At 61.5% G+C, this 17,317-nt stretch carries 17 protein-coding genes; 1 reads left to right on the forward strand and 16 read right to left on the reverse strand.

The genetic code is table 11. The features are described 5' to 3' along the window. Window positions 1-46 precede the first annotated feature (46 nt). Entirely contained in the window at window positions 47-661 is a 615-nt protein-coding gene (locus JV201_RS20925) for a DUF5666 domain-containing protein (RefSeq protein ID WP_008434747.1), read from the reverse strand. Window positions 662-839: 178 nt separating this feature from the next. Between JV201_RS20925 and JV201_RS20930 the strand changes: the two genes are divergently transcribed. Beyond that, window positions 840-2,036: an MFS transporter gene (locus JV201_RS20930; protein ID WP_032899318.1), complete on the forward strand. Its 1,197-nt coding sequence runs from the start codon at window positions 840-842 to the stop codon at window positions 2,034-2,036. A gap of 157 nt (window positions 2,037-2,193) precedes the next feature. On the opposite strand, the gene JV201_RS20935 is transcribed toward JV201_RS20930, so the two are convergent. The 15 genes from JV201_RS20935 to phnC all read right to left on the reverse strand — a co-directional run bounded on the left by JV201_RS20935 (window position 2,194) and on the right by phnC (window position 16,896). Further along, window positions 2,194-4,221 carry a M10 family metallopeptidase C-terminal domain-containing protein gene (locus JV201_RS20935; protein WP_219406000.1) on the reverse strand — a complete coding sequence of 676 codons (2,028 nt, stop codon included), beginning with the start codon at window positions 4,219-4,221 and terminating at the stop codon, window positions 2,194-2,196. 389 nt (window positions 4,222-4,610) lie between these two features. After that, on the reverse strand, window positions 4,611-6,107 hold the full coding sequence (locus JV201_RS20940) for a M10 family metallopeptidase C-terminal domain-containing protein (RefSeq protein ID WP_134327100.1): 1,497 nt from the start codon (window positions 6,105-6,107) through the stop codon (window positions 4,611-4,613). Window positions 6,108-6,455: 348 nt separating this feature from the next. Then, entirely contained in the window at window positions 6,456-7,205 is a 750-nt protein-coding gene (phnP, locus tag JV201_RS20945; protein WP_003210610.1) for a phosphonate metabolism protein PhnP, read from the reverse strand. Then, window positions 7,196-7,759 carry a phosphonate metabolism protein/1,5-bisphosphokinase (PRPP-forming) PhnN gene (gene phnN / locus JV201_RS20950; protein ID WP_219406001.1) on the reverse strand — a complete coding sequence of 188 codons (564 nt, stop codon included), beginning with the start codon at window positions 7,757-7,759 and terminating at the stop codon, window positions 7,196-7,198. The genes phnP and phnN overlap by 10 nt, the downstream gene beginning before the upstream one ends. After that, window positions 7,759-8,904, reverse strand: a complete 1,146-nt coding sequence (locus JV201_RS20955; RefSeq protein ID WP_219406002.1) for an alpha-D-ribose 1-methylphosphonate 5-triphosphate diphosphatase — start codon at window positions 8,902-8,904, stop codon at window positions 7,759-7,761. Before JV201_RS20955 ends, phnN begins: the two co-directional genes overlap by 1 nt. Next, entirely contained in the window at window positions 8,894-9,613 is a 720-nt protein-coding gene (gene phnL / locus JV201_RS20960; RefSeq protein WP_008434762.1) for a phosphonate C-P lyase system protein PhnL, read from the reverse strand. The genes JV201_RS20955 and phnL overlap by 11 nt, the downstream gene beginning before the upstream one ends. Continuing rightward, window positions 9,613-10,422 carry a phosphonate C-P lyase system protein PhnK gene (gene phnK / locus JV201_RS20965; protein WP_085984643.1) on the reverse strand — a complete coding sequence of 270 codons (810 nt, stop codon included), beginning with the start codon at window positions 10,420-10,422 and terminating at the stop codon, window positions 9,613-9,615. The genes phnL and phnK overlap by 1 nt, the downstream gene beginning before the upstream one ends. Beyond that, window positions 10,383-11,249, reverse strand: a complete 867-nt coding sequence (locus JV201_RS20970) for an alpha-D-ribose 1-methylphosphonate 5-phosphate C-P-lyase PhnJ (protein ID WP_219406003.1) — start codon at window positions 11,247-11,249, stop codon at window positions 10,383-10,385. Before JV201_RS20970 ends, phnK begins: the two co-directional genes overlap by 40 nt. Then, on the reverse strand, window positions 11,242-12,318 hold the full coding sequence (locus tag JV201_RS20975) for a carbon-phosphorus lyase complex subunit PhnI (protein WP_003210616.1): 1,077 nt from the start codon (window positions 12,316-12,318) through the stop codon (window positions 11,242-11,244). Before JV201_RS20975 ends, JV201_RS20970 begins: the two co-directional genes overlap by 8 nt. Continuing rightward, a complete protein-coding gene (gene phnH, locus JV201_RS20980; protein ID WP_063028147.1) occupies window positions 12,318-12,908 on the reverse strand; it encodes a phosphonate C-P lyase system protein PhnH in 591 nt (196 codons plus the stop codon). The genes JV201_RS20975 and phnH overlap by 1 nt, the downstream gene beginning before the upstream one ends. After that, complete coding sequence (gene phnG, locus JV201_RS20985; protein ID WP_219406004.1) at window positions 12,908-13,345, reverse strand: phosphonate C-P lyase system protein PhnG; 438 nt, start codon at window positions 13,343-13,345, stop codon at window positions 12,908-12,910. The genes phnH and phnG overlap by 1 nt, the downstream gene beginning before the upstream one ends. 11 nt (window positions 13,346-13,356) lie before the next feature. Next, a complete protein-coding gene (gene phnF / locus JV201_RS20990; protein ID WP_023659262.1) occupies window positions 13,357-14,061 on the reverse strand; it encodes a phosphonate metabolism transcriptional regulator PhnF in 705 nt (234 codons plus the stop codon). A 36-nt stretch (window positions 14,062-14,097) separates the two neighbouring features. Further along, window positions 14,098-14,880 (reverse strand): phosphonate ABC transporter, permease protein PhnE, encoded by a 783-nt coding sequence (phnE, locus tag JV201_RS20995; RefSeq protein WP_219406005.1) that lies wholly within the window; start codon window positions 14,878-14,880, stop codon window positions 14,098-14,100. A 148-nt stretch (window positions 14,881-15,028) separates the two neighbouring features. Continuing rightward, window positions 15,029-16,030 carry a phosphonate ABC transporter substrate-binding protein gene (gene phnD, locus JV201_RS21000; RefSeq protein WP_003210622.1) on the reverse strand — a complete coding sequence of 334 codons (1,002 nt, stop codon included), beginning with the start codon at window positions 16,028-16,030 and terminating at the stop codon, window positions 15,029-15,031. A gap of 32 nt (window positions 16,031-16,062) precedes the next feature. Next, window positions 16,063-16,896: a phosphonate ABC transporter ATP-binding protein gene (phnC, locus tag JV201_RS21005; RefSeq protein WP_003210623.1), complete on the reverse strand. Its 834-nt coding sequence runs from the start codon at window positions 16,894-16,896 to the stop codon at window positions 16,063-16,065. Window positions 16,897-17,317 lie beyond the last annotated feature (421 nt).

A 17,317-nucleotide genomic window follows, 5' to 3' on the forward strand; every position in this document is an offset into this window, starting at 1 on the left:
TGGATGTATTCCCACGCGGAGCGTGGGAACGATCTATCTACAGCCGTTACATCGGCGGTGTCACGCCATCCTTACCCGCAGAAATCGCCTGGGCCGTCACGCTCCCGTCCGCGCCCTTCGCCGCAAACATCACCACCTTCACCCCAGGCTTCAGCAAGCTGCGATCACCCGGCTCCAGGTTGACGATCGGCACATCATCCGGCACCACGATCTTCTGCTCGCCGCCCTTGTACTTGACGGTCAACGTGCGGCCATTGCTCACCACCAGGTCACCCACGGTGCCGTTGGTCATGCTGCTGCCTTCCTTCAGGTCGAACGCACGGTGCCCATCGCCTGTACCGGCCATCGCCGGTGGGAATACATGCACTTCCAGCGCCGTCAGGGTGCCATCCGCGTTGGGCATGGCCGCCGAACCGATGTAACTGCCGGGCTTGATGTCTTCGATTTTTGCCAGGGTGACCGCACGCACCTGCGTGTCCTTGGTCAGGTGCACGGTGACGTCTTCACCGCTGTTGACCTTGACGTGCATCGCGTCGCCGTCCATCGCGGTAATCGCACCCCGCACGCCGACACGCGGGGCATCTGCGGCCTGGGCAACGCCCACGGTCATCAGCGCGGCCAGGCTGGAGGCCAGGAGCATCTTGTTGAATGTCGTCTTCATGGCAGTCGATTTCCTGTTTATGCAGTTGTGACTGAATGTATCATCGACCTTCAGCGCGAAAGTTAACGTTTCAGTCATTAATTCCCGGCATGAGTGTTATCACCACAGACAGGCTACTCCCGCCCGGGGCCAGTCTTTATCCTCGCTCGCCACAATCCTTCGCTTTTATGAGAACGCCATGAACGCCACGCCCCCCGCTACAAGCACGATGACCCGAGGCATGGTGATGCTGTTTGCGTTCTGTTGCGGCGCCATCGTCGCCAACATCTACTACGCGCAACCGATCATCGAGCTGATCGCCCCGGACATCGGCCTCACGCCGGCCATGGCCAGCCTGATCGTGTCCCTGACCCAGATCGGCTATGCCCTGGGCCTGTTCTTCCTGGTGCCGTTGGGCGACCTGCTGGAAAACCGCCGGCTGATGATCATCACCACCGTGGTGGCCATCGCCAGCCTGCTGGGTGCGGCGTTCACCGAACAGCCGAACCTGTTCCTGCTGGTGTCGCTGCTGATCGGCTTCAGTTCGGTGTCGGTACAGATCCTGATTCCGCTGGCGGCGCACCTGGCGCCGGCTGAATCCCGTGGCCGGGTGGTCGGCAGCATCATGGGCGGCTTGCTGCTGGGTATCCTGCTGGCGCGGCCAGTGTCCAGCGTGGTGGCTGACCATTTCGGCTGGCGCGCCATGTTCATGGCCGCTGCGGCACTGATGGCGTTTATCAGCGTGGTGCTGATGCTGACCATCCCCAAGCGCCAACCGGATCACGCGGCCAGCTATGGCCAGTTGCTCGCCTCGCTGGGCACCTTGCTGCGCCGCCAGCCGGTGCTGCGCCAGCGCGCGTTTTACCAGGGCTGCATGTTCGCCACCTTCAGTCTGTTCTGGACCGCCGCCCCGCTGGAACTGTCCCGCAACCACGGCCTGAGCCAAAGCCAGATCGCCCTGTTTGCCCTGGTCGGTGCCCTGGGCGCCATCGCCGCACCTATCGCCGGGCGCCTGGCGGACGCCGGCCACACCCACCGCGCTTCGCTGCTGGCGATGCTGTTCGCCGCACTGAGCTTCCTGCCGGCCTTCGTGCACCCGCTGTACAGCGTGATCGGCCTGGCGGTGACCGGCGTGGTCCTGGACTTCTGCGTGCAGATGAACATGGTCCTTGGCCAGCGCGCCATCTACGCCCTCGACGCCAACAGCCGTAGCCGACTGAACGCGCTGTACATGACCAGCATCTTCATCGGCGGCGCCTTCGGCTCGGCGATTGCCAGCAGCGTGTACGAACACGGCGGCTGGCTGGGGGTGATGCTGGTGGGCAGCGCATTCCCGCTGGTGGCGTTGCTGCGCTTCTTGAGCGCCTCGCGGCAAGGGGCGGTGGCGACTGCCTGACCCACCTTACAACCGCATCAACGGCTCCAACGCCGCATCCGCCAGAAATGACGAGTGACGAGGTCAAGGGCTTGCTGACTGATTGGGAATTACCGCCCAGGGATTTATGGGCGGTATCCCCTCCAGGAGGATGGCGAGCGCCCTGGCACGTTGCTTTTCAGCGCAGGTGAGTAGACAGACCGATCACGTCCTCTGGCCGGATCAAGCGTGTGCTTTTAAGCAGGAAGTTTGTCTGACGCCGTCCCAGTAAGTCGATGCCCACAAAGTAACGCCCGCTCTGCTGGTTGTATTTGACGACGGTATCTCCAATACGGCCCGTGTAGCTATCCACCAGCCGCAAGGGCGTTCCGACTTCTGTCATTAAACCCGTCAGATCAATTGTGTCTTGGCCACTGGTGAAATCCATGATCAGGTCAGCGTCGTCATAGGCCGAGTCGCTGGCCTTCTCATACCTGAACGTGTTTCTACCGCCCACACCCCAGAGCGTATCTCCACCTGCCCCGCCGGTGAGAACGTTATCCACCGTATTGCCTATGAGCGTGTCACGGCCTGAGCCGCCAATCGCATTCTCCACGGTGACACCTTTGGCTATACCAACGTTATTGCGCAAGCCGCCTACGCTGGAGGCTGCGCCCTCGCGCAAGTCGATGGTCTGGTTCTGCCGGAAGCCCGAAAAGTCCAGGGTGTCATCGCCACCTTTGTCCCTCACCAGGAACCTGGGAGCGCCACTCTGGGAATGCAGGCTAAGGAAGGGATCACCGGTGTTGGAGTTGAAGCCATAGACAGTATCGTGCGGAGCAGGAAAAGGGTCCGGTTGAGGTTCTGGCTTGGGCTCTGGTTGGGGCTCCGGCTTGGAAACTCCAGGTTCGTATGCCCCGCCAGTGACTATGTCACTGGCCTGAATGCCACCCACGCTCTTAATCAGAAAATCCGCTTTGCCCCTGCCAGTGGTGTCAAGACCCAGACTACCGTTTCCGCTGCGCGGGTCATGGCTCAGGACAATCTCGCCAGCACGCCCCGTAAACCGCTCAACAATGTTGAAATGCTTGATTGAGGTATTTTTCAATAAGCCCGAAAGGTCGATCTTGTCTGTGCCGCTGGTGAAATCCAGGATTTCGTCAGGCCTGGTGAGTGTCGAGTCACTCGCTCTATCGTAAGCAAACACGTCCGCGCCTGCGCCGCCTGTCAACCTGTCTGAACCCGCTCCACCCTTGAGCCGGTTGCCGGCCTCATTCCCTATGAGCTCATCGTCACCTGAGCCACCTGTGGCATTTTCAATGACAACGCCCTTGGCGATAGACACATTACCCTTCAAGCCACCCACATTGGAAAACGACTCCGCATTCAGGTTGATCTTCTGGTTCTGGGAAAATAGCGAAAAGTTCAGCGTGTCATTCCCGCCCCCGTCCCATACCGAAAATATCGGGGCGTCCTTCGAGGATTCAAGGCTGAAGTGGTCACGGTCAGTATTGGATTCAAAGCCATAAGTAGTATCGGTATTCCGAATATTGAGATTGGCCCCGTAGAGTTTCTGTACGGCAGCAATATCATCTTTCATTGGCGTTGAAGGTTCGCGCGATTTGAAGTCATGGCCCGTATGATTGGTTTCTCGCCAGTAACTCATCACGCTGTGGGCTCTGGTGTCCTGCGTGTATAGGGCATCTGCATAAGAGTGCACACTTTCACCATAGTCCCCAGGGTGGCCAAGCCCCAGGGCATGTCCCAACTCATGTATGGCCGTTGATAAAAAAACATCGCCATGCCGTGGGGCATCAGAAGCGCCTTTCGTTCCAACCGTAGTGCTCATATCACCGTACCAGCGATTAGGCAGCCCCGACACCCCGCCATTGTCTTCGGGATTGGCCTTGATGGTTATTGAACCATCCGGACCTGGCGCCCCCTCCTTGAAGACAATATTTGTCACGTCCTGCCAAGACGTCAGGGCTTTGCGCAAGGACGCTTTCTGTTGCACAGAGAATTGATCGTCAAGGGTGAAGGAAAGCTCGATTTTGTTATCGCCATTACGATCGTAATGCCTCGAACCCTCTCGCAGGATTTGCTTTGCAGCATCATCCGTGGTGAAGGTTTTTTTTGAGGTTGCGCCATCACTGGTAGTGGCCGCATTCAACGTAGATAGCTCATGACTTGATACAGGCGGACTAACGAAAGAAGCAGTGACTCTCATACAAACAACATCCTTTTAGTTGAGACTTTGATTCATCAGGAAACAGACTTTCAACGCGACTGTTTCACTTAACAGCCGCCTTAAAATCTCACATGAAAAAACCGAATGTCACCCCTATGAACGTTTCAATTTAAATATCCAAACAGCCAGAAACACATCACCAATTTTTTAAGCGCACTATATTTATATTCAGAAGTTTCAGATCAGGCCAGTTCTGCATTCAATATGCGATACGAAGAAAACCGGAGACATATAAACCTACAATTACCCATCGCCCTAACCAGGGCATGAAAACAATCTGCTACACATCCGGCTGCTGCACCACGTGGTGCTGATGGCTGAGAGCCAGGCACTGGAAACAGGGCCAGACTCTGCCTTCACTCTGGCGGTTACCCAGGGGCGCCCGGCTGTTGAAGCAGACCTTTCAATAGCTGCAGCAACGTCGACAATGTCTTGGCGATCATCTCGTTCAACACTGCAAGTGTGGTCGTTTTCGAATCAGGCGCAGGGGGCGGCGCCGGGGACGGTACTACATTTGGCATGGGTAATGGCACCGGCTTGAACCCAGGCGTCGCCCCCGCCCACTGCACATCCGTCGACTTGATCTGGCCAACACTGTTGATCAACAACTCGGCTTTGCCACTGCCGTTCAGGTCAACTTCAAGGCTTGACCGGCCCGTGGCGGCGTCGTACTTGAGCAAGGCCTCGCCAGCGCGCCCCGTGAATCGGTCCGTGAACACCAGGGTGCCCACGCCGGCTTCTTTCAATGCGCCCGACAGGTCGATCTTGTCGGTACCGCTGGTAAAGTCCTCGATCAAGTCAGGATCCTGGGGCGTGGAATCACTGGCCTTGTCGTAGATAAACATGTCCGCTCCGCCGCCACCGCGCAACGTATCAGCCCCTGCTCCACCTTTGAGTCGATTGCCCGCCTCGTTACCGATCAGGGTGTCGCGACCGGCCCCACCTGTTGCGTTTTCAATTGTGCACCCCTTGGCAATCGAGACATTGCCCTTCAAGCCGCCCACGTCAGAGAACGACTCGGCATTGAGGTTGATCTTCTGGTTCTGTGAGAACCCTGAAAAGTCCAACGTATCGTCACCGCCGCCGTCCCATACGCAAAAAACGGGTTTGTCCGTGGCGCTCTTGAGCGTCATCGCCTCCCGCTCGGTGTTGGAGTTGAAACCATACGTGGTGTCGGTATTGCGGGTTTGGTGATTGGCCCCATACAACCGCTGCGCTGCCGCGATGTCGTCCATCATTGGCGCGGATGGATTCGAAGACTGAAAGTCGTGGCCGGCCTGGTTTTTCTCCGACCAGTAGCTCATGACGCTGCGCGCCTTGGTATCCCCGGCATAGACCGCGCCACTGTTGTAGGCAGAGCCGCCACCATTGTAGTTGCCTGGATGCTGCAGGCCGATGGCGTGCCCGATTTCATGTACCGCGGTCACCGAAAAGTGGCTGCCCAGGCCAGGTCTGCTCCCTGCTTTCAGCGTGCCTATCGTCGCGGTCGTGCTGGTGTTGGAGCGTGTAGGTGATGTGGCAACACCACGGTCACCGCGAGGGTTGTTTTTAATGTTTACCGTGCCGTCTGCCCCATCTGCCTGCTCCTTGAGATTAATGTTGGCAACATCCTGCCAGGACTGCACCGCTTGACGAACGCGTTGTTGCTGCTGCGCGGTGAAACTGGGGTCGACGGTGTAGGACAGATCAACTTTCATGTCGCCGTTACGATCGTGAAACCGCAGGTTGTCCCGCGAGATCTGCTTGCCGGCCTGATCCGTGGTGTAGGTCGGCTTGGCTTTCGCGCCGAAGCCAGTCGGACCGGGGTCAGACTCCGGCAAGTTTTGAAGCATGGGCCTGATGGAGATCGCGTCAAAAACGTTCATGAGAAAGAGCACTCTTTATTAATTAATAGACGAGCCGGAACAATCGGCATCAGCCATTAAGCTCCCATGCATGGAAAGCACGGGACAGCGCTTATTTAGTTCTCATCGAAACACTTAAAAGCGATGAAACACCCGCTAAGAAACTCAATAAATTACTTGCAATTTCAACAACTGAACACACACCAGCCGTTGCGGCAGCGCCTTGGTTTATCAGAAAAAAAACCAAAATCTACACAATGCCGCCAATATGAATACTCCAAACCGGCATCAACAAAGATACATCCACTCAAACTTTTCATCCAAATCCACCGGCGATCAGGACCTCACCGCTTGACATAACTTCCCACGCTAAATCACCCGCCCATCCCAGCCCACCGTCACATGCCGCGGCAACTCTCGCCGATGCTGCAACAACCACGCATCCAGCGTATGCCCCACATGGGTCAGCACCCCCAACTGCGCACCCACCTCTTCAATACATTGCAACGCCAGCGTCAGGTCATTGTGATTGCGCGGTGCCTGCGGTTGCGGCGGCATGGAGCAATCGAGTACCAGCACATCCAGCGGCTCGCGTTGCAGCCAATCGCGGGTGGCGGGTGGCAGGCCGACGGTGTCGGTAAGGTAGGCAATGCGCCGCCCTTCACCTTCCAGCAGATACCCCAGGGTGGGCTTGGAATGCAGCAGCGGTAACGCGGTGACGCTCAGTTCACCCAACCGGCGGGTTTCAAACTCGGCAAACGGCTGGCTGAAATCGAGGATGCCGGGGTGCTTGTACAGGTCGGACAACCCTTCCGGATCCACCGGCCCATGCACCGGAATCACCAGCCCCTGGCCCCAGCGCAGATGCAGCAGACCCTGGGCATGATCGGCATGGTAATGGGTCTGGAGAATCCCGTTGAAGCTGCGCGGCGGGAAGCGCTCGGTGAGGTCGGGCAACCCGCTGTCGATCAACCAGCGCTGGTCGCCACACTCGATCAATGCGCTGCATGGGCGGCGGCGCAGGCTCTGGTCATGGCGGGCCAGGCCACAGGCGGCGCACTCGCAGCCATACACCGGGACTTGCCGCGCATCGCCGGTGCCCAGCAGTGTCAGGCGCATGCGGGTTGCCCGTCGAGGCAGCCCAGCAAGCGCTCGACCGTGTGTTCCAGGTGGCCGGAATTGTCGAGCAGGAACACATCTGCAGCAGCGCTCAAACCCTCGGCGAATCGCGCATTGCGCGCCAGGCGCAGATCAATATCCGCCAGGGATTCGCGACCCCGCGCCAACAAGCGCTGGCGCAACACCCCTTGGTCTACCGTCAGCAGCACCACCAGCAGGTTCGGGTAACGCAGCCGGGTTTGCGCCAGGTGACCGCGGGAGCCGTTGACCAGCACATCGTGCCCCGCCGCCAGCCACTCATCGATTTCCCGCGGGATGCCATAGGACAACCCGTTGGCGTGCCAGCTGAGGGCAAATGCGCCCTCGGCCTCCATTGCGGCAAACTGCTCCGGGCTCACACCCTGCGCCGCTTCGCCCACCGCTTCCGCCGAGCGGGTGATGACCCGCCGCACAATGCGGCAGCCACGCTCGGCCAGACGCGGTCGTGCGGCATCCAGCAGGCTGTCCTTGCCCGAACCCGATGGTCCGATGAGATAGATCAACCTGCCTGCCATCAAAACACCCTCTTCGCTTGTCGCCACACTTGTTGGACCACTGGCAGTCCGTCGCGGCTCCTGGCTTGCACCAGGTCGGCCCGCAGACCGATAGCGATTTCGCCGCGATCACTCAGGCCCGCCGCGTGCGCGGGCGCCAGGCTGATCATCCTGACCGCCCGAGAAAGGTCGCCGCCGTCCTGTTGATTGGCCAGCACGAACGCCGCCTGCAACAGGCTGGCCGGGTAGTAGTCACTGGAAAGTATATCCAGCAATCCTTCGGCGGCCAGGCCGGCGGCGGCCACATTACCCGAGTGGGACCCGCCACGCACCACGTTCGGCGCGCCCATCAGAACTTTCATGTTCAGTTGCCGGCAGCCACGCGCCGCTTCCAGGGTGGTGGGGAATTCGGCGATGGTCATGCCATAGCGCGCCGACTCCTCCACATGCGCCAACGTCGCATCGTCATGGCTGGCCACCGACAGGCCGCGTTCCAGGCAATGCTCGACGATCGCGGCGCGGTAGCGGTCGCTGTACTCCCTGGAGTTGGCCATTTGCAGCTTGATGAACGCGTCCATGGTCTCGTCGTTCAGGTGGTACTTGCCCATGTAGTACTCACGGTACTTGGATTCAAGCACGAACTGGCGCTGGCCCGGCGAGTGGTCCATCACTGACACCAACTGCACCAACGGGTTTTCCACCAGGTCGCGGAACACGCTCAGGGTGTCGGGGTGGCACAGCTCGCAGCGCAGGTGCAGGTGGTGTTCGGCGCGGGTCAGGCCGGCGCTTTCTGCTGCCGCGATGGCATTGAGCATCGCCGGCAGTTTCTGCATGCGGTTGCCCTTGGGGTTCACGTCGCCGATGGACACCGCGTCGAACACCGTGGTGATGCCGGCCGCGATGATCTGCGCATCATGGCTGAGCACCGCCGAGGTCGACGGCCAGTCCACGCCGGGGCGCGGGGTCATGTGTTTTTCCAGGTTGTCGGTGTGCAGTTCCACCAGGCCCGGCAACAGGAAATCCCCGTCAAGGTCCTGGGCCTGGGGCAGTTGGCTGCGGCCTTCGGCGATGTCGACGATCAGCCCGTCACGCAGCACGATGCTGCCAAGGAACATACGGTCAGCCGTCACCAGCCGGGCATTACTGAGGATCTGTTCAGCGGGCATGGGCGTATTCCTCTTGGGCAACAGGCGCTGGGGTCATGTCGAAATGGCGGTCGGCGACCGCTTCACGGGCGGCGCGGTCGTGGAAGATGCCGATCAAGGCCGCGCCGGCAGCCTTGGCTTCGTTCATCAGTTCCAGCACCACCTGGCGGTTGCTGTCGTCGAGGGACGCGGTGGGTTCGTCCAGCAGCATCACCGGCCAATCCACCATGAAGCCGCGGGCGATGTTGACCCGCTGTTGCTCGCCGCCGGAGAACGTACCGGGTGCCAGCTGCCACAGGCGTTGCGGGATATTCAGGCGGGTCAGCAGATGCTCGGCGCGCGACTGTGCATTGGCCTTCGACCAGCCACGGGCCAGGGCGGGCTCCATCACCACATCCAGGCAGGCCACCCGCGGGATCACCCGCAGAAACTGGCTGACGTAGCCCAGGGTCTGCTGGCGCACCTGCAACACCTCACGCGGCTCGGCACCAACCAGCTCCAGCCATTCGCCAAGGTGCTGTACCCGGATGCTGCCGCCCGCCGGCAGATAGTTACCGTACAGGGTGCGCAGCAACGTGCTTTTACCGGCGCCGGACTGGCCATGCAGCACCAGGCACTCACCGCCTTTCACGCTGAACTCCACCCCGCGCAGCACGTTCAGCACCACGCCGTTCTGCTGGTGCAAGGTGAAGGTTTTCGAGAGGTCACGGACCTCGATCAAGGCATTCATCATGGCTGCAATACCGAAGACACCAGCAGTTGAGAGTAAGGGTGCTGTGGATCGTCGAGGATCTGGTCCGTCAGCCCGGTTTCCACCACGCGGGAACGGCGCATCACCATCAGGCGGTCGGCCAGCAGGCGCGCCACGGCGAGGTCGTGGGTGACGATCACCACCGCCAGATCCAGCTCGCGAACGAGGCCGCGCAGCAGGTCGAGCAAGCGCGCCTGTACCGACACGTCCAGGCCGCCGGTGGGTTCGTCCATAAACACAAGGCGCGGGCTGGAGACCAGGTTGCGGGCGATTTGCAGGCGTTGTTGCATGCCGCCGGAGAAGGTCCGGGGCAAGTCGTCGATACGCTGCGGGTCGATTTCCACCTGGCCCAGCCAGTCGAGGCCGGCGCCACGCAGTTGCTCATAGTTGCGCACGCCCTGGGCCATCAGGCGCTCGCCGATATTGGCGCCGGCAGAGACCCCCATGCGCAAACCGTCTCGTGGGTTTTGCTCGACAAAGCCCCATTCGGTGCGCAGCAAGGTGCGGCGTTCGGCTTCGCTGGCGCTGTACAGATCCAGCCATTCACCGTCCTTGCCGCGATAGCCGATGTGGCCGGCCTGCGGTGGCAGACGCCCGCTGAGCAGCGAGAGCAAGGTGGACTTGCCTGAGCCCGACTCACCAACAATCCCCAACACTTCACCGGGGTACAAATCGAAGCTGACGTCCTGGCAGCCCTTCTCTTCCCCGTACAACAACGACAGGTCACGCACTTGCAAAAGAGGCTGGCTCACTGGTTGTTCTCCTTGACCCGTTGGGCGCAGTACCAGGTGTCGGAACACACAAAACTCTGGGTACCGGCGTCGTCGAGAATCAGCTCATCGAGGAACGATTCATGGCTGCCGCAGATCGCGCAGGTGTGTTCCCACTTCTGCACTTCGAACGGATGGTCTTCAAAGTCGAGGCTGGTGACCTGGGTGTACGGCGGCACCGCGTACAGGCGCTTTTCGCGACCGGCACCGAACAGCATCAGCGCCGGGCTCATGTCGAGTTTCGGGTTGTCGAATTTCGGGATTGGCGAGGGGTCCATCACGTAGCGCTCATCCACCATCACCGGGTAGGCGTAGCTGGTGGCGATATGGCCGAAGGTGGCGATGTCCTCGTAGAGCTTTACGTGCATCACCCCGTAGTCATTCAGGGCGTGCATGGTGCGGGTCTCGGTTTCCGACGGTTCGATAAAACGCAGCGGCTCCGGGATCGGCACCTGGTAGACCATGATCTGGTCGGCCTGCAACGGGGTTTCCGGGATGCGGTGGCGGGTCTGGATCACCGTGGCGTCCGGGGTACTTTCGGTGGTGGCGACGCCCGCCGTACGGGCGAAGAAGCGGCGGATCGACACGGCGTTGGTGGTGTCGTCGGCGCCCTGGTCGATTACCTTGAGCACGTCGTCAGCTCCCAGGATCGCGGCGGTCAGTTGCATGCCGCCGGTGCCCCAACCGTAAGGCAGCGGCATCTCGCGGCCACCGAACGGCACCTGGTAACCGGGGATCGCCACGGCCTTGAGCAAGGCGCGGCGGATCATGCGTTTGGTCTGCTCGTCGAGGTAGGCGAAGTTGTACGCCGGGTCACGCGCAGCCGCTTGAGTCAGGTCATTCATGGCGGGTGCCCTCGGCCGGTTGGCGCAGTTTGCGGATCAGTTCCAGCTCGGACTGGAAGTCCACGTAGTGAGGCAATTTGAGGTGGGAAACGAAGCCCGCCGCCTCGACGTTGTCGCAGTGGGACAGCACGAATTCTTCCTGCTGGGCCGGCGAGACGATCTCTTCGTTGAACTCATTGGCCCGCAGCGAGCGGTCCACCAGGGCCATGCCCATCGCCTTGCGTTCGGCATGCCCGAATGCCAGGCCGTAGCCCCGGGTGAACTGCGCCAGCTCGGTGGCCGAGCCGACGAATTGGTTGACCATCTCGCACTCGGTGACTTCGATGCTGCCCAGGCAGACCGGGAAACCCAGCTCTTCCGGGTCGATCCACACCTCGACGTCGCCGATGCGAATCTCACCGGCAAACGGGTGGTTGCGACCGTAGCCGCGCTGGGTCGAGTAACCCAGTGCCAGCAGGAAACCTTCATCGCCACGGGCCAGGGCTTGCAGGCGCTGGGCGCGGTTGGCCGGGTATTCCAGCGGGTCGCGGGTGATGTCGGCGACGCTGCCGGTGTCGTCGGATTCGTTCTTGATCAGCCCTTCCTTGGCCAGCAGGCCGAGTACCCGAGGGCACGCTTCCAGAGTGGCATCCGGCGTGGTTTGCGGGCCCGGGTATTCACCTTCGGCCAGCAGCGCAAAGTCCAGCAGGCGGTGGGTGTAATCGAAGGTCGGGCCCAGCAGTTGCCCGCCCGGCACGTCCTTGAAAGTCGCCGACAAACGCCGGCTCAGTGACATCTGCACGGTATCGATCGGCAGGCTCGGGCTGAAGCGCGGCAACGTGGTGCGGTAGGCCCGCAGCAGGAAGATCGCTTCCACCAGATCCCCCGCCGCTTGCTTGATCGCCAGTGCAGCCAACTCCGTGTCGTACAGCGAGCCTTCGCTCATCACTCGCGCGACCGCCAGCGGCAGTTGCTCGCGGATCTGCTCCACGCTCAATTCCGCAATGGAAGTATCACCCCGGCGTTTTTTCGCCAGCAGGCGGTGGGCATTGTCGATGGCCTGTTCGCCACCCTTGACGGCTACGTACATCAGGCATGCTCCTGTGCAATTCGGGTGCTGCGTGGCAGGCCGATCAGGTGATGGCCGGCGGCGAACAACACGTCCAGGCCACGGGGAAACGTCTCGCGGCGTTGACGTTCCAGCCAGAATGCTTGAGGCACCGGCAGGTTGACCTGACGCTGGGTCTTGATCCCCGGACCGCGCCAGTTCAAGGCGCGACCGGCTTCCAGGTCGGTCAACTGGACCAGCAAGGTGCAGGACTGATCCGGGTAGCGGTCATTGCCGTGGTCGAAGCCGCTGAGGTCGAGCAAGTCCTGTTCACCGAGCAAGGCGAACGCGGCCTCTTCCCGGTTGGCGGTCAGCGGGCAGCCGCAGTGGAAGGCCAGGTTGGCGCGGATCAGCGGCGTGTCGAAGCACGGCGCCAGCCAGAGCGGTGTGTCCATATCCAGCAGCGCCAGGCACAGCGCATAGGTAGCGGGCGCCAGGCCTTCAAGGCTGGGGGCCGCGGGCAAGGACTGGATCAGGCCGGGCTCGGCGAGGGCCTTGAGGGCCCCGCGAAAACCGCGCTGGGCGTCCAGCACCGGGTCTACAAAGGCCGGTTGCAAGCGTTGGGCATTCATCAGTTTTCTCCTCGAACCAGGGTGAAGAACTCGACCTTGGTCGCGGCGGTGTCGGCCTCTTTTTGCGCCCGGCGCTCGGCCTGGGCGTTGGCCAGTGCGCCGATCAGGTCGCTGAGCCAGGGGCTCGGGTGTGCACCCTGCAAATGCGCATCCGCCAGGGCCGCCAGTTCGGCGTGGACCTTGTCGCGCCCGGCCAGGTAGCTGTAGCCGGTGCGCCCGTCTGCCAGGAGCACCACGCAGCGGGTCACGCTCATTTCGCCGAGGTTGAACGGCGCGCCATTGCCGCCCATGCGGCCACGCACCAGGGTCATGCCGATTTCCGGGGCGCGGATCAGTTGGTAATCCACGTCGCGCAGGGCGTCTTCATGGGGCAGCAATTCACTGCGAAAGGCGCGGGCGAGCACGCCGATCCAGTGTTGACGCGGGGACAGGTTCATCGGGGTCTCCATCAGGTCACCACTTGGTACTGGAAGCGATCCGAACGGCTGGTGGACTGCGCCAGCTCCACCGGGCGGCCGTCGCGATCGCGGGAAAGGGTGAATACGGTGAGCGCCGGCAAGTGCCGGGGCATCATCAGCAGTGCGGCTTCGTCGCGGTTGGGCAAACGCGCGCCGATCAGGCTTTGGGTACGGGTCAACGGCATGTCGCGCTCACGCAGGTAGTGGCGCAGCGAGCCGCCGTTGTAGTCCGCCAGCAGCGGCGCATGGCTGGCGCAGTAACGGTGGCGGATCAGGCTGACCGGCTGGTGGTCGAGCTTGCGCAGGGTTTGCAGCTCGATCATCGGCGCCATCTCGGCGATGCCCAGTTGCTGGGCCTCTTCGCGGCTGGCAAAGCAGTAGCGGCGCTTGAGCAGCATCGCTTCCACGCCCACGCCTTGGGCCGACAAGGACTGGCTGTAGGAGGTCTCGGCGCCCATCGGGTAAATCAGCGGGCGGTCCAGCACCTGGGTGCCCTTGCCCTGGCGGCGCAACAGGCTGCCTTCGAACACCAGCTCGTCGATGGCGCGGCGCAGGGTGTGGCGGTTGACGCCGAAGCGTTCAGCCAGTTGCACCTCGCCCGGCAGGAATTCACCGGCCTGGTAGCTGCTCAGTTCGCGGCGCAGGATGTCAGCGAGTTCGCGGTACACCGGCTCATCTTGTCTAGACAACTGCATGCTTAAAAAAAAGCGCCCTGGGGCACCCCTCCGACGTCAGATGAACTGCTTGCGCAGGCGTTGGGACAGCACGTCGATACAGCTCACCACCACGATGATCACCAGCAGCACCGCGCAGGTCTGCACGAACTGGAACGCGCGGATGTTCTCCCAGAGGATCACGCCGATCCCGCCGGCACCGACCATCCCCACCACCGTCGCCGAACGCACGTTGGCCTCGAAGCGGTAGAGCGCGTAGGACACCCACAGCGGCATCACTTGCGGGATCACGCCGTAGATCACTTCCTGCAAGGCACTGGCACCGGTGGCTCGCACACCTTCAACGGGGCCCGGGTCGATGGCTTCGACGGCTTCGGCAAACAGCTTGGCGAGGACCCCGGTGGTGCTGATCCACAAGGCCAGGACACCGGCAAAAGGACCGAGGCCGACGGCGACCACGAACAACATCGCGAACACCATTTCGTTGATCGAACGGAAGGCGTCCATCACCCGGCGCAGCGGCTGGTGAATCCACCATGGGGTGATGTTGTCGGCGCACAGGATGCCCAGGGGCACCGAGCAGACGATCGCCAGCACCGTGCCCCAGAGGGCGATTTGCACGGTGACGATCATCTCCTTGAGGTAGGAGCGCCATTCGTGGAAGTCCGGCGGGAAGAAGTCGGCGGCGAAGGTCGCCATGTTTCCGGAATCGCGGTACAGCGCCAGCGGGTTCATCTCGGCGCCGTGCCAGGCCCAGGCCAGCAGGATCAGGAACAGGCCCCAGCCCAGGTATTGCGGCCAAGTCCTTTTGCCCACTGCTTCAGCATGCAAGATAGTCATGGGTCACTCTCGGTGTAGGGTTGGAACTGGGCTTAATGTGGGAGCGGGCTTGCTCGCGAATGCGGTGACTCAGTCGCCGGATGCGTTGAATGACACACCGTATTCGCGAGCAAGCCCGCTCCCACATGAACCCGATTCCTACAGGGGGTTAGCCGTTGGCTGCGGTCTTCTTGTCCAGTTCGGTGATGCGCTCTTGCAGCTTGGCCAGGTCGGCGTCGATGTCGGCGAGCTTCCTGGCCTTGTCAGCCGCTTCCAGCTTGTCGTCGGCGCTGATGGTGGTGCGCTGCTTGAACAGTTCCAGTTGGCGGATCGGCAACAACTGGTCGTCGCTGGACTTGAGGAACTTGCCCAGTTGCATGTTCTTCAGCACGGCCTTCTCTTCGTCGGTGTCACCGTAGTTGGCGAAGAAGTCGCGGATCTTGGTCTTCTCGCTGTCGCTCAGGGCCTTGCTCCACACCATCGGGTCGGCCGGGATCAGCGGCGACTTCCAGATCACCTTGAGCATGGCGGCCTTGTCCGGCTGGGTGACTTCCAGGCGGTCCCAGCTTTCGGTGTTGAAGGTGGCGACGTCCAACTGCCCCTTGGCCACGCTCAATGCGTTGACTTCATGGCTGGAGTTGAGGGTGCGCTTGAAGGCGGTGGCGGCGTCGACGTGGTTCTTGGCGAACACGTAGTAGCCGGGTACCAGGTAGCCCGAAGTGGAGTTCGGGTCACCGTTGCCGAAGGTCAGGTTCTTGGCGTTCTTGAGCATGTCATCGACGTTGTTGATCGGGCTGTCCTTGCGCACGATCAGCACGCTCCAGTAACCGGCAGCCCCGTTGGCGGCGGCGGTCTGGGCGAAGATTTCGCCGTTGGAACGGTCCACCGCTTCCATCGCGGCCTTGTTGCCCAGCCAGGCCACGTCGACTTTGTTGAAGCGCATGCCCTGGATCAGGCCGGCGTAGTCGGAAGCGAAGGTGGCGTTGATGGTGAGGCCGGTCTTCTTGTGCATGTCATCCAGGAAGGGCTGCCAGATGCTCTTGAGGTTCTGCGAAGACTCGGTGGACATGATGCCGAAATTGATCGCCTTGTCGGCGGCCTGGGCAGTGCCCATGGCCACGCTGGCAAGCAGCACGGCAGACAGAAACACATGACCGATACGGTTCAACATGGAGAGGATTCCTGTGGGTCGTTAGTAAGGTTTCAAGCGCGGGCCAGGGCCAACCGTGCGGGGACGACGGGTGTGCGGGTCTGGTCGGAAAACATCAGGCTGGTGTCGACATCGGCACCGTACAAATCGTTGAGGAACTGGCTGCTCAGCTCGCTGGCCTGGCCATCGAAGTGAATCCGCCCGCCCTTGAGCGCCACGGCTCGCGGGCAATAACGCATGGCGTAATCGACCTGGTGCAGGGTGACCACCACGGTCTTGCCGTCGCGGCCATTGATGTCGGCGAGGATCTCCATGACCTTGCGCGCCGACTCCGGGTCCAGGGAGGCGATGGGTTCATCCGCCAGGATCACTTCGGCGCGTTGCGTCAAAGCGCGGGCGATTGCCACGCGTTGCTGCTGGCCGCCGGACAAGGTGGAGGCGCGCTGGCTGGCCAGGTCTGCCAGGCCGACGCGGGCCAGGGATTCCATGGCGAACTGTTTTTCCTCGGCATTGAACAAACCGAGGTTGCCGCGCCAGCGCGGCATGCGGCCCAGGCAACCGAGCAGTACGTTGTCGAGCACGCTCAGGCGGTTGACCAGGTTGAACTGCTGGAAGATGTAGCCGATGTCGGCGCGCAGGCGCCGCACCTTGCCATTCAACCGCCCGCTGGCCTGCACTTCCCGGCCCAGCACCTTGACGCTGCCGCCGTTGCTCTTGTCGCAACAGGCCAGGCCCGCGAGGTGGCGCAGCAAGGTGGACTTGCCGGAGCCGGAAGCGCCAATCAGCGCGACCATCTCACCGGTGGCAACGGTGAGTTCGAGGTCGACCAGCGCGGATTTCTTCGCAAAGGTCTTGTTCAGATGATCGACATGGATAGCTGGAGTCATGGGCTTCTCTGTCTGGTTGAACAGCCATCCGTGGCTGCGTTTGAGTTCAAACGACAGTAGGCGCGGGCTGTGTCAGCCCTATGACTTGCACATGACTGGAGTAAAACCGTTTGATGAAGGTTTGATGAAAGGTTGGAAGTAGCTGTAGGACGTTGATCGTTCCCACGCTCTGCGTGGGAATGCCGCCTCGGACGCTCTGCGTCCATTGAAGTCTTGCGCAGTGRTGACGCGGAGCGTCACGGGATGCATTCCCACGCAGAGCGTGGGAACGATCCATACCTAACCTGTGGCGAGGGAGCTTGCTCCCGCTGGGCTGCGCAGCGGCCCCAAGCCTGGGTGACACGGTCTGTCAGATGTACTGAAGTGGCTGACTTGGGCCTGCTTCGCAGTCCAGCGGGAGCAAGCTCCCTCGCCACAAGGT

This window comes from Pseudomonas sp. Colony2 (assembly GCF_019382755.1).
GTDB lineage: Bacteria > Pseudomonadota > Gammaproteobacteria > Pseudomonadales > Pseudomonadaceae > Aquipseudomonas.

Bases quoted from the DNA above. Each gene is read 5' to 3' on its own strand.
- JV201_RS20925 (WP_008434747.1), bottom strand. From the start codon at position 661: ATGAAGACGACATTCAACAAGATGCTCCTGGCCTCCAGCCTGGCCGCG.
- JV201_RS20930 (WP_032899318.1), top strand. From the start codon at position 840: ATGAACGCCACGCCCCCCGCTACAAGCACGATGACCCGAGGCATGGTG.
- JV201_RS20935 (WP_219406000.1), bottom strand. From the start codon at position 4,221: ATGAGAGTCACTGCTTCTTTCGTTAGTCCGCCTGTATCAAGTCATGAG.
- JV201_RS20940 (WP_134327100.1), bottom strand. From the start codon at position 6,107: ATGAACGTTTTTGACGCGATCTCCATCAGGCCCATGCTTCAAAACTTG.
- phnP (WP_003210610.1), bottom strand. From the start codon at position 7,205: ATGCGCCTGACACTGCTGGGCACCGGCGATGCGCGGCAAGTCCCGGTG.
- phnN (WP_219406001.1), bottom strand. From the start codon at position 7,759: ATGGCAGGCAGGTTGATCTATCTCATCGGACCATCGGGTTCGGGCAAG.
- JV201_RS20955 (WP_219406002.1), bottom strand. From the start codon at position 8,904: ATGCCCGCTGAACAGATCCTCAGTAATGCCCGGCTGGTGACGGCTGAC.
- phnL (WP_008434762.1), bottom strand. From the start codon at position 9,613: ATGAATGCCTTGATCGAGGTCCGTGACCTCTCGAAAACCTTCACCTTG.
- JV201_RS20970 (WP_219406003.1), bottom strand. From the start codon at position 11,249: ATGAATGACCTGACTCAAGCGGCTGCGCGTGACCCGGCGTACAACTTC.
- JV201_RS20975 (WP_003210616.1), bottom strand. From the start codon at position 12,318: ATGTACGTAGCCGTCAAGGGTGGCGAACAGGCCATCGACAATGCCCAC.
- phnH (WP_063028147.1), bottom strand. From the start codon at position 12,908: ATGAATGCCCAACGCTTGCAACCGGCCTTTGTAGACCCGGTGCTGGAC.
- phnG (WP_219406004.1), bottom strand. From the start codon at position 13,345: ATGAACCTGTCCCCGCGTCAACACTGGATCGGCGTGCTCGCCCGCGCC.
- phnF (WP_023659262.1), bottom strand. From the start codon at position 14,061: ATGCAGTTGTCTAGACAAGATGAGCCGGTGTACCGCGAACTCGCTGAC.
- phnE (WP_219406005.1), bottom strand. From the start codon at position 14,880: ATGACTATCTTGCATGCTGAAGCAGTGGGCAAAAGGACTTGGCCGCAA.
- phnD (WP_003210622.1), bottom strand. From the start codon at position 16,030: ATGTTGAACCGTATCGGTCATGTGTTTCTGTCTGCCGTGCTGCTTGCC.
- phnC (WP_003210623.1), bottom strand. From the start codon at position 16,896: ATGACTCCAGCTATCCATGTCGATCATCTGAACAAGACCTTTGCGAAG.